The organism is Rhizobium sp. 42MFCr.1 (assembly GCF_000377185.1).
In the GTDB taxonomy this organism is placed as follows: Bacteria; Pseudomonadota; Alphaproteobacteria; order Rhizobiales; family Rhizobiaceae; genus Rhizobium; species Rhizobium altiplani.
Window position 1 is genome coordinate 1 of the sequence record NZ_KB897884.1, and the last position, 10,952, is coordinate 10,952.

Here is a 10,952-nt window from a genome sequence, read left to right on the forward strand (position 1 = left end):
TATGTTCCGGAATCTGATTCCGCTTCTTGCAGACCGGTACCATGTCGTCGCGCCGGATTATCCGGGCTACGGGCAAAGCGCCACTCCCGATCGCAGTACGTATGCCTATACGTTTGCCGCGACCGTCGACATCGTCGACAAGCTGATGGTTCGTCTGGAAGCCAAGAGCTACGCGATGTACGTCATGGATTATGGCGCGCCAGTCGGCTATCGCCTGGCGCTGAAGCATCCGGAACGGGTCAGCGGCCTGATCATCCAGAACGGCAATGCCTATGATGAAGGACTGAAGGAATTCTGGGATCCCATCAAGACCTACTGGTCCGATGGATCAGCAAAGAGCCGCGAAGCGCTCTCCGGCTTGCTCACGCTCGAAACCACCAAGTTCCAGTACACCGACGGCATGGAAGACGTGTCGCGCATTAGCCCGGACAACTGGGTTCACGACCAAGCCCTTCTGGATCGCCCTGGGAACAAGGACATCCAGCTCGATATGCTGTACGATTACCGAACCAACGTGCCGCTATATCCTGACTTCCAACGTTTCTTTCGTGAGCGCAAGCCACCCACGCTCATCGTCTGGGGCAAGAACGATTTTATCTTTCCCGAGGCAGGCGCTCATCCTTACCTCAAGGATCTACCGGATGCAGAAATCCATATCCTGAACTCAGGTCATTTTTTGCTCGAAGAAAAGCTGGATGTCGCTGCTCCCCTTATCAACGACTTCCTGGATCGCAACGTCGCCAAGAAGTGACTAGCCATGGTCGCCGGCGGTGTGACCGAAGCTCCGCCAAATCGAGGTCGCACCGCTGAATAGCGGATACTATATTTCGAATTTGGGAGCACCCATGCCTTACCATTTTTTGGAAGTTGCAATCACTCCGAATGTGCGGCAGGCCCAAGCTGAAATGGGTGCTGATCAGATATGGTTAGGCGAGCACCATTGCGCGTCTGATAGTTTCACCGAGAGTGAACTTGCCTTCATCGCGGCACGAGACAGCTTCTATATCGCCTCCGTGTCGGAAACCAACTGGCCCTATGTTCAGCATCGCGGTGGACCGCAGGGCTTTCTCAAAGCCGTCGACAACAAGACGCTGGCTTTCGCCGACTACCGGGGTAACCGCCAATATATCAGCACCGGCAACTTTGTCGCAAACGACCGGGCCTGTCTGTTTTTAGTCGATTATCCGCGACGCGCCCGTCTCAAGATCTATATGCATGTCGAGACGCTGGCACTCGATGCCGACCCGGCACTGACCGACCTTGTTTTCGATGCTGGCTACCGGGCGAGGGCCGAGCAGATTTTACGGCTACGCCTGGAGGCTTTCGACTGGAATTGCCCTCAGCACATCACCCCCCGCTACACCGAAGGCGAGGTGGAGAAAGCGGTGACACCGTTGCGCGAGCGTTTGGGTCAACTGGAATCGGAAAATACAGAGCTGCGTGCCCGGCTCGCCGCCGCCTTGGGAGAAAAATAATGGACGCCACAAGACCACCTTTGCCTCCGTTTTCAACGGCTTCAGCAACAGAAAAGGTTCGACTTGCCGAGGATGGCTGGAATAGTAGCAACCCCGAAAAGGTAGCGCTGGCCTATAGCAAGGACAGCCAGTGGCGCAACCGCTCGGAATTTGTAACCGGCCGCGAAGCGATCGTTGGCTTTCTAACCCGGAAATGGCAACGCGAGCTCGAATATCGACTGATCAAGGAGCTTTGGGCCTTTACCGACAATCGCATCGCGGTTCGCTTTGCCTATGAATGGCATGACGACAGCGGTAGTTGGTTTCGGTCATACGGGAACGAAAATTGGGAGTTCGGAGCCGATGGGCTCATGCAAAAACGCTTCGCTTGCATCAACGATTTGCCGATCCTTGCCGCGGATCGACGCTTCCACTGGCCGCTTGGCCGGCGACCGGATGAACACCCCTGCCTCAGCGATTTTAGCTTTTAAAGCGAGGACAAGATGAGGCGTTCGACCTACCACCGCATCAATATCGACGGTTGCGAGATGTTCTATCGGCAAGCCGGGGAGCCAACAAAACCGATCCTGCTGTTGCTGCACGGTTTTCCGTCTTCAAGCCACATGTTTCGTGATCTCATGCCACTGCTCGCCGATCGGTTCCACTTGATCGCGCCGGATATACCGGGGTTCGGTCAGTCACAGGCGCCCTCGCGTGAAAATTTCGCCTACACCTTCGACAATCTTGCCCACTGCATAAAAAGGTTCATTGAGGTTTTGGGCTTCGAGCGATTTACGCTCTACGCTTTCGATATCGGTGCACCGATCGGCTTTCGCATCGCGATGGAGTATCCCGAGCGGGTGACCGCGATTATCTCCCAAAATGGCAATGCCTACGAAGAAGGGTTGAGCGACGTCTGGAACCCGATAAAGCGATACTGGTCCGAGCCGACGGAGGCCAATCGGGACGAACTACGGGAAATCATGAGACCTCCCGCCATTCGTTGGCAATACGAACACGGCGTTTCCGACTTATCAACGGTGTCTCCCGACGGGTATTCGCTCGATGCCTTCTTCATGGCGCGCCCGGACGCTGAAGAAATCCAGCTCGACATTGCACTCGATTACGCGAGCAATGTCGCCCTATATCCGATGTTCCAACGCTATTTACGCCAGAACCAGCCGAAGTTTTTGGCTATCTGGGGCGACAAGGATCCATTCTTTCTACCTGCCGGCGCAGAAGCCTTCAAACGGGACCTGCCGAATGCCGAGATTCGCTTCGTCGATACAGGGCATTTTGCACTAGAGACGCATGCCTTTGAAGTCGCCGCTGCGATCGTGAATTTCCTCACATAGCTGCCGTTGCAGTAGCCGGCGTTCGTCCCCAGCCTGGCCTAACCGCGGCGCCTCCTCGCTGTCTTATCGAAATTTTCTAGGACACTGCCATGGATCGTCTAATAAACTCGCGCCAACTTGTGCCCGAAGAAGATATCATTGAGGTGAGAGCATTTGTTGACCTGTTCATGATCGCACCGCAGACGGTCGTGGACGAGGCTGAGTTTTGTTGCATGCAGCTGGGTGCAGGTTGCGCAATATCGCTGCCCTCAGCGCCCGCAATTGGTCTCAACCGCATTCTTGGTCTTGCCGCACTCGATGACGTCGAAAAGGCCTACGAATGGATGACCAAAAAGACAGGCCGCCGCTATTTGCAAATGAACACCGACGTCGTTCCTCTTCAGGTGCTCGATTGGATAAGGACACGAGGCCTGTTTCCTGAGGGGAACGGATGGGCAAAGCTGCGACGAGCTGCTCCAGCCGCTCCGCTCGCCCACGCTGGAGAAGTCACCACCCGAGAGGTAAATATAGACGAAGCCGAAATTTTCGGTTCGATGATGTGTGCCGGATTTAACTTTCCAGTAGAGCTGATACCGCTCTGGTCTGCAATCGTCGGGAAAGAAGGTTGGACTTGCTTTTTCGCTGAGCTAGGCGGCAAGCCGATAGCGACAGGTGCGATGTACGCGTCAGGCAACTTTGCATGGCTCGGCGGCGGCGCGACAGTTCCCGAGTTTCGTAATCGCGGCGCGCAGAAGGCTCTTATTGCTGCGCGTCTAAATCATGGCGCCCGTCAGGGCGTCCAGACATTCGTCGTCGAAACCGCCCAGCCGTCGGCCCAAGAGCCGAACATCTCTCACGCGAATCTCATCGCAACCGGATTTGAACAGATTTACTCGAGAGTGAACTACCGATTTACGGATGCTTCATAAGATGCGTCCAGCACCATGGCTCTGAGCCTCGAGTTGCTGCTTTCTTTCAAGTTGTCGTGCTTGGCGGACGAGCGCTTCGAATTCGGAAAGAACGTTGTCCTCTTCTAAATCCAATTATGCACCCACACCGTCCTCGATGACCGAGCGTTACGCGTGTTGAACGGTTGTCGCGCACTTATCCTCGGCGACACCATCCGAGCGGTCGCCGTTGCCGTAACTTCGGTCTCCGACCGCGATCGCCGTCTGAGTGTCCGCAGGATTAGAAGCAGTTGCCACTACAGCCTGCAAAAATTCGCCTGCCGCCGACTTGAGTCGTCCCGCCAACTGCGCAGCAAGTCTGGCGATCACATCAGGTAGGAAACCTCCTTTTCGAAGAACCTGGAGTTTTTGCATCGGCGATCTTTTAGCCGGCGGGCCTTTGCCTTGCGCATCCGAAGTCCATATTTGCCTGCAATTAGATCCTAAGACCGTGTACTGTGCCAAACGTCGAAATCGAGGGTCAGCGGACATGGACGAGGAGGGCTTGGCGGAGATCTCAGCCTGGTATGTTCGCTTCGCCGATGCAGAAGCCCTCGGCCGTTCGCCGCTCTACGAGGCGTTAGCTCGTGCGGTTGCTGGGGACCGGGAGACCCTCGGCTTCCTATCGACTCTCCCGGACATGAAAAGGCAACCGAACCTTCTGCTTGCGGCGGTGCGTCACCTGTTCGGCACGCCGACGGGCTGGACCGAGTTCCGACGGGTGCTCCTGGCCCATCCCGACGCTGTTCGTTCGCTGATGCTCGAGCGTTCGACACAAACCAACGAACCAGGAAGGTGCGCTTCGCTACTCCCCGTCCTGGCGCGATTGCCACAGCCGCTGGCGCTCCTCGAAGTCGGGACCTCCGCAGGGCTCTGCCTCATGCCCGACCTCTATGGCTACGACTACGGCCACAAGGCGATCCGCGCACCCGTGATGGCCTTGGAGCCGCCCGTGTTCCGTTGCTCCGCCAGCGAGATGACCCCATTGCCGACGGCCGCACCACATGTCGTCTGGCGGGCGGGGTTGGACCTGAGTCCGATCGATGCGTCAGATCCTGCGCAAGTCGCATGGCTTGAGACGCTGGTCTGGCCAGAGCAGACGGAACGGCTTGCCAATCTGCAGGCCGCCGTGAAAATCGCCGCCACGGTCAAGCCACGGATCGTGAAGGGTGACCTGCGCGGGAGCGAGTTCGTTCGGCTCTGCAGCGAAGCTCCAAAGGACGCCACCCTTGTCGTCTTTCACACGGCCGTTCTCGACTACATCTCCGACCTCGCAGACAGAGAGGCTTTCGCCGAACAGGCGATGCGTCTCGCTCCGTATTGGGTATCGAACGAGTTCCCCCGCGCATTCCCGTCCATCGCCACGCGAGCAGGAACAAGCTGGCCACCCGGGCGCTTCCTCCTATCTGTGAACCGCTCTCCTGTAGCCTGGACCGACCCGCATGGAGCTTCGCTCACATGGATCGCAGACGAGCTCAAGGGCCCGGCCGATGCAGAGCATTTGCGCTAAAGCTTGCTCAGGGCGGGCCCTCCCGAATGGCCGGAACGTTCGGCCAAAAATTCGCGAGCACGCCAAGAAGAAGAAATCGCATGAGCTTGATCTCTGCTATGGAACCTCGGCATAGCGGATGATGCTCTGATTTTGTACGTTGGCGACTAATTCATCAGAACGAGACAAAAATCGGCGGAGCAAAGGTGAGGAATTTGAATCGTTGTATCCTAAGGTGAGATCAATTGTCGGAGGCACACCCTCTAGCGCTCTAGCGACGACATTTGGCGTCAGCATATTTTGCGCATAAAGCGGAATAAGCGTTATTCCACCGGTAGACACGACGAGCGACATTGCTGAAGGTAGGCCGTCACCCTCGTACTCTGCCTTGAGGGTGATCCCGACGTTCGACGCGTAGTCTTGGATCACGGATTGCAATACGGGAGAAATTCTGGCCGAACTGACGTAAGTTTCGCGGGCAAGGTCCTGCGGCCGGATCTTTTTGCGCGACGTCAAGCGATGGTCCGCCGGCAGTACGGCGATCAGTGGCTCCTTGGCTAAAAACTTGAAGGACACACCAACACTCTGCGTCTCGGGGCGAAGGAAAGCGACGTCCAGCTTGCCACGCATCAGTGCCAGAGCAAGGTCCGGGGAAGACTGACTGGACAGTATGATTTCAACCTCCGGCGCTTCCTCACGAATAATGCGCAATGCATGCGGTAGCCACACGACCTCTTGTCCTGCGAGAAAACCGATAACGAACGACTGCTTTTCCGGTCGTTCTGCCCGCCGAGCCCCTTCCGCAGCCGCCTCGACTTGCAATAACGCCAGCCGCGCGTGATCAAGAAACACTTTACCGGCGGCGGTAAGCGTCACGCCGCGCGGCTGCCGTTCCAGCAGTTTTACACCGATTTCGGTTTCCAGATCGCGAATTTGCCTGCTGAGTGAGGGCTGGGAGGTGTGTAGCCGCCGCTCGGCTGCGGTCAGTAAGCTTCCCTCCTCGGCAACAGCAACAAAATAGCGCAAATGCCTCAGTTCCATCGGGTCCTCGCTATACCTTTAAGGCATAGCTCGAACGTACAAGGTATTTGTCTTTGATAGAAGGAGATTTAATTAACGTCGCAATTTTCGGATATAATCGAACGCGCCTCACCGGAGGTATTTCGCAATCAACTGTGTCCAAAAAGGAATGTTTAACAGGGCAAATGGAGCGACACGATGCCTACAATCACGACCACGGACGGCGTAAACATCTTCTACAAGGACTGGGGCTCAGGCCAGCCGATCGTTTTCAGCCACGGCTGGCCGCTGTCGGCTGATGACTGGGACGCCCAGATGACCTTCTTCCTTCGCCAGGGCTACCGGGTGATCGCCCACGACCGGCGCGGCCACGGCCGGTCCGACCAGCCCGGCACCGGCAACGACATGGACCACTGGGTTGCCGACCTCGCGGCCCTGACCGAGCACCTCAACCTGCGTGACGCGATCCACATCGGCCACTCCACAGGTGGCGGTGAGGTGGCTCGCTATGTCGCCCGCCACCCGGAACGCGTCGCGAAGGCGGTACTGGTCGCCTCCCTGACCCCGAACATGTACCGGAGCGAGGAAAACCCGTCCGGTCAGCCGCCGGAGTGGTTTGAAGCGATCCGCGCGGGCGTGCTGGGCAATCGGTCGCAGTTCTTCCGGTTCGTCCCTGAGAACCCGTTCTACGGTTACAATCTCGACGGAGCCGAGCCTTCGGAGGCGATCATTGCGAACTGGTGGCGCCAGGGCATGGCCGGTGGTGCCCTGGCTCACTACGCGACTGTCGACTCTTGGCTGGAAGATTATACCGAAGACCTCAAGAAGATCACCGTGCCGGTGTTGGTGATGCATGGTGAGGCCGATCAAGTCGTCCCCTTTGCAAGTTCCGTGCCGCGTGCGGTCGACCTGCTCAAGAACGGGTCGCTGAAGACCTATCCTGGCTACCCCCATGGCATGCTGACCACACATGCAGATGTCCTCAACCCCGACCTGCTCGCGTTCATCAGGTCTTGACGACATCGACCGGACCGCGGCCTTCACCCAACGTCGGCCGGACGATCTGTCACCCGGCAGTGCCGGGTGACACCTGCCGCCATCGACATGCCCGCATGGCTGGCGTTGCTGTCGTCTTTGAGTTTTATGGCGCTCAGCTCGATGGCGGCTTTTGGGACACTGACCATAGTGTCTGAACGGCTGAGATCGGGGCGCAAAGCTGTTATTGCCCGAGGCATCTTGGTCTTAAAGGGAATAGAACGGGTTCCCCCGAGGCTACGGCATCTCTATCGAAGCCATGGATTAATAACTTTCAATCCAACGGCTTCGAAGGTGCTTGTATCGCGTGTTGTAACCGAAAGGCCGTTGGCCGCTGCTGTGGCTGCAATATATCGATCCGCCTTAGCGATAGCCTTTCCGGATACTCGAGCGCGCACCATCAGTTCCGAGTAAACTGCGACGTTGCGAGATCGAAGGGGAGCATACGCGCGGAAAAATGCGGGAGCACTTCACCTTCGAGAGGATCGTGAAGAATGGTTTGCCGTTTGCCCGGGGGCTGCGATACCGAAACGAAGTTCAGCGAACGTTACGGCAAAAAGAAAAGCGTTTCAATTGCTTGTGCATCCAACCAAGCGATCACGCTCTGGTCAGGAACTGGCTTCCAAGGCTCCGATATCACATTGGTGTCAAGCAGGATCATTCGAAAGTCATCGGTTCTGCAGGTGTCTCATCGCGATTCTGCTGCAGAGCTTCGACGTCCAAATTGGAGAGGTGCGTCGCGCCCAATGCCCGCTAATAGCGAGCCCAGCTTAATGCGTTCAGAAGGGCGAACCGCCGCCTCGATAATGTCACGAATTTCGGCCTCGGTGCTGCGTCCGTGATGAGCCGCGCGTACGCGTGGGCCGCGATGTGTTTCATCAGAAATATTGTGAATTAGTAATTGCCGGCATCGAAATCACCTAACCATGATTGATGACACTGATATCAACAAACATAAAATGACGTTTCTATCCAAGCATAATTTGTGTCGCTGCCCGTGACCTGCGCGGCGCCGCCGTTGTTGATGACTGCATCACTGGCCGCGGTCGGCGCGCGCCGTCGGCACTCAAATACGCAGATTTTGTTTTCCAGCCTGCGAGATATCTACTGCCGAAGTGCGCTCGGCCGCATGTGACTTATCTCCTCACCGTTTTTTGCCCGGCGTTGCGCTTTTCATAGAATGTAATGAATTCTTCGAACGGGAGGGCTTTCGAGTATAGCCAACCTTGCCCGAACTGAACGCCGGACTGACGCAGGATCGTTTCCTGTTCAGCTGTTTCGATACCTTCCGCGACCATCTTGAGTTTCAGGCTATGGGCCATCTCGATGATATGAGGTGTAACCAGGCTTGTCGCGGCATTCCGACCGATAGCATCGACGAAGGACTTGTCAATTTTGAGTACCGTGATGGGCAAGCTCTCGAGCAATGACAGACTGGAGTATCCCGTCCCGAAATCATCGATCGCGATCACATGGCCGGCGTCGCGCGCTTTCGCCAGGGTGGTCCGGGCAATGTCGGCGTGAATGAAGCCGCGCTCCGTCACCTCCAGCCAGACCTGCGACGCTTGCACGTCAGCCGCATGAATCTCGTCGGTGATCAATGTCAGGAACTGACCGCTTTCCAGGTCCTGCGGCGATATGTTGATCGCAATATGCATGTCGCGATGCTCGGCGAGCGCCGTTTTCATGTTCAAGATAACGTTTTGGATCATGATCGCCGTGACTTGACCGATCATTCCGTTCTGTTCTGCGAAAGGAACGAAGAGGTCTGGTCTGACCCACGTGCCATCGGGCTTTTGCCACCGTACCAAGGCTTCAGCACCGATGCATCGACCACTCGATAGTTCGATGATTGGTTGATAATGCGCGAGAAGCTCTTTCTTGTGAAGACCCGTCGCAAGCTCGCCTGCGAGTGACAATCGCTGGCGCGATACCCAAACGATCAGAGCGATCAGGGCAAGTGATATTCCGACGCCGATCGGGACCATCTTCCAGAGTTCGCTGTCGGTACGCCAGTCGGCGACGCTCCGGTTGGAAATTGCAAACGCGGCAAAATCCTTGCCTCGACGGGAGGCAAAGACTTCGCTTTCGTTAAAGCCGCTGGTTTCTTCTTTGACCAGCCGCGAGACAAGTTCCGGGTCGGCATCGCCAGAAAGAGCGATCGGTTGTCCGTCCAGGGATGCAATACCCAGCAGCATGGGTGTGTCGTGAAGGACATCGACCAGTCGTGCCCGCTTCAGCAGTGCGTGATAGTCACCGTGGCTGACAACAACCATGCCATTTGAGGGCGTCGAGATGCCTCCTCCATTCAGACGCAAGGAATATCCGTCCGACAGTGGGATGCTCTTTTCAGTGAGCCGCATCTCATTGCGAACAAGTCCCCAGGTGTTGCAGATCACGCGCCCACTGCTCGTTATGGCGATTTCCTCCACCGAGAGGGCATCCGTCGTCAACTCCTGCAAGCGGGCGATGTCATCAGGCGAGCAGGTCTGTCGCTGCTCAGAGGCGAGCAGGTCCAACGCTGCACGAGCCCGGGAAATATTCAGGTCACCGCGCTGCAGCGTCCAGTCGGCGTAATCGGCCAAGTGTTGGCGCTCCAGTGCGAATGCGCGTTCCCGAGAAATATAAAAGGCCGCCAATAGCGGTAATGCTCCGGCGCAAATTGCCAGCCCGAACGCAATCGCTAAAATTCCATTTCGCCGCAAGTTGGCTTCCTCGGAAACTTCGGATCACTGCAATTGGGCGAAGTTAACACGCTTTCGAGTTGTCGGAGCTATAGAATTACTCTCGCAACTGAATTGGTCTCCGACGATCAAACCGCAGCCGTTTCCACCAGCTTCAACCTTACGGTCAACGGGCGCGCTGGCTTCGACGGCATCGGCGCCACTATACCGAGCGATCGGAAGGAACTCCGCGATCCCTAATTTTCGAGCACCTTTGAAGGTCCGTATCGACGCGCTCGTAGCGCTCCGATCAGTGAGTTGCACGAAGGACGTCGTGCGGTCATCTTGCAAGCCATCCGCCATCGACAGGCAAGACGATGCCGTGGACATAGTCGGACGCCTGAGATGCCAGGAACACGGCTGCGCCACCGAGTTGCGCGGGATCGCCCCAATGGCCGGCCGGGATGCGGGCAAGGATGCCGGCGCTGCGCTCACGATCCTCGCGAAGCGCGGTCGTGTTGTTGGTCACGAAATAGCCCGGAGCAATGGCATTGACGTTGATACCCTTGCCCGCCCATTCGCAGGCCAAGAGACGCGTCAGTCCGGCAAGGCCGCTCTTCGAGGCCGTGTAGGAGGGAATGCGGATACCGCCCTGGAAGGACAATAGCGAGGCGATATTGATGATCTTGCCCCTGCCACTCGCGAGCATATGCCGGGCGGCAGCCTGCGACAGAAAGAAGACGCTCTTCAGGTTGATGTCCATGACCGCATCCCAATCGGCCTCCGTGAAGTCGATGGCGTCGGCGCGGCGGATGATGCCGGCATTGTTGACCAGGATGTCGAGCTTGCCAAAGGTCGCTACCGTTTCGTCGACGATTGCCTTTGTCGGTTCGATCGATCCAAGATCGGCCTTGATGGCGTGAAAGCCAGCACCGATCTCGCGAACCGCAGCCTCGGTTTCGTCCATCGATGAGCGGCCAACGGCAACGATCGAGGCGCCGGCCGCCGCC

At 57.1% G+C, this 10,952-nt stretch carries 10 protein-coding genes and 2 pseudogenes; 7 read left to right on the forward strand and 5 right to left on the reverse strand.

Annotated features, from left to right (window positions below):
• The 6 genes from C934_RS0130780 to C934_RS0130815 all read left to right on the forward strand — a co-directional run.
• Positions 1-751 (forward strand): alpha/beta fold hydrolase (locus C934_RS0130780; RefSeq protein WP_018855709.1); only part of this gene is annotated, 751 nt, incomplete at its 5' end.
• A 94-nt stretch (positions 752-845) separates the two neighbouring features.
• Positions 846-1,475 carry a pyridoxamine 5'-phosphate oxidase family protein gene (locus C934_RS0130785; RefSeq protein WP_018860349.1) on the forward strand — a complete coding sequence of 210 codons (630 nt, stop codon included), beginning with the start codon at positions 846-848 and terminating at the stop codon, positions 1,473-1,475.
• Complete coding sequence (locus C934_RS0130790) at positions 1,475-1,945, forward strand: nuclear transport factor 2 family protein (protein WP_018860350.1); 471 nt, start codon at positions 1,475-1,477, stop codon at positions 1,943-1,945. Before C934_RS0130785 ends, C934_RS0130790 begins: the two co-directional genes overlap by 1 nt.
• A gap of 12 nt (positions 1,946-1,957) precedes the next feature.
• Positions 1,958-2,809: an alpha/beta fold hydrolase gene (locus C934_RS0130795; RefSeq protein ID WP_018860351.1), complete on the forward strand. Its 852-nt coding sequence runs from the start codon at positions 1,958-1,960 to the stop codon at positions 2,807-2,809.
• Positions 2,810-2,898: 89 nt separating this feature from the next.
• Entirely contained in the window at positions 2,899-3,717 is an 819-nt protein-coding gene (locus C934_RS0130800; protein ID WP_018860352.1) for a GNAT family N-acetyltransferase, read from the forward strand.
• A 508-nt stretch (positions 3,718-4,225) separates the two neighbouring features.
• Complete coding sequence (locus C934_RS0130815) at positions 4,226-5,245, forward strand: DUF2332 domain-containing protein (protein WP_018860355.1); 1,020 nt, start codon at positions 4,226-4,228, stop codon at positions 5,243-5,245.
• A gap of 96 nt (positions 5,246-5,341) precedes the next feature.
• Here the strand turns inward: C934_RS0130815 and C934_RS0130820 are convergent, their stop codons facing one another.
• Complete coding sequence (locus tag C934_RS0130820) at positions 5,342-6,265, reverse strand: LysR family transcriptional regulator (RefSeq protein ID WP_018860356.1); 924 nt, start codon at positions 6,263-6,265, stop codon at positions 5,342-5,344.
• A 177-nt stretch (positions 6,266-6,442) separates the two neighbouring features.
• On the opposite strand from C934_RS0130820, the gene C934_RS0130825 reads away from it, so the two are divergent.
• A complete protein-coding gene (locus tag C934_RS0130825) occupies positions 6,443-7,261 on the forward strand; it encodes an alpha/beta fold hydrolase (RefSeq protein WP_018860357.1) in 819 nt (272 codons plus the stop codon).
• A 266-nt stretch (positions 7,262-7,527) separates the two neighbouring features.
• Here C934_RS0130825 and C934_RS36075 read toward each other — a convergent pair.
• From C934_RS36075 to kduD, 4 genes and pseudogenes are all read right to left on the reverse strand, one after another.
• A pseudogene (locus tag C934_RS36075) lies at positions 7,528-7,940 on the reverse strand (type II toxin-antitoxin system VapC family toxin).
• A pseudogene (locus C934_RS36080) lies at positions 7,937-8,190 on the reverse strand (FitA-like ribbon-helix-helix domain-containing protein). The pseudogenes C934_RS36075 and C934_RS36080 overlap by 4 nt, the downstream one beginning before the upstream one ends.
• 225 nt (positions 8,191-8,415) lie before the next feature.
• The gene (locus C934_RS0130835) at positions 8,416-9,864 is read right to left on the reverse strand and encodes an EAL domain-containing protein (protein WP_018860359.1); all 1,449 of its coding nucleotides are present in this window, start codon (positions 9,862-9,864) and stop codon (positions 8,416-8,418) included.
• Between the two features lie 418 nt (positions 9,865-10,282).
• Positions 10,283-10,952: 2-dehydro-3-deoxy-D-gluconate 5-dehydrogenase KduD (gene kduD, locus C934_RS0130845; RefSeq protein WP_018860361.1), on the reverse strand; the 670-nt coding region annotated here is incomplete at its 5' end.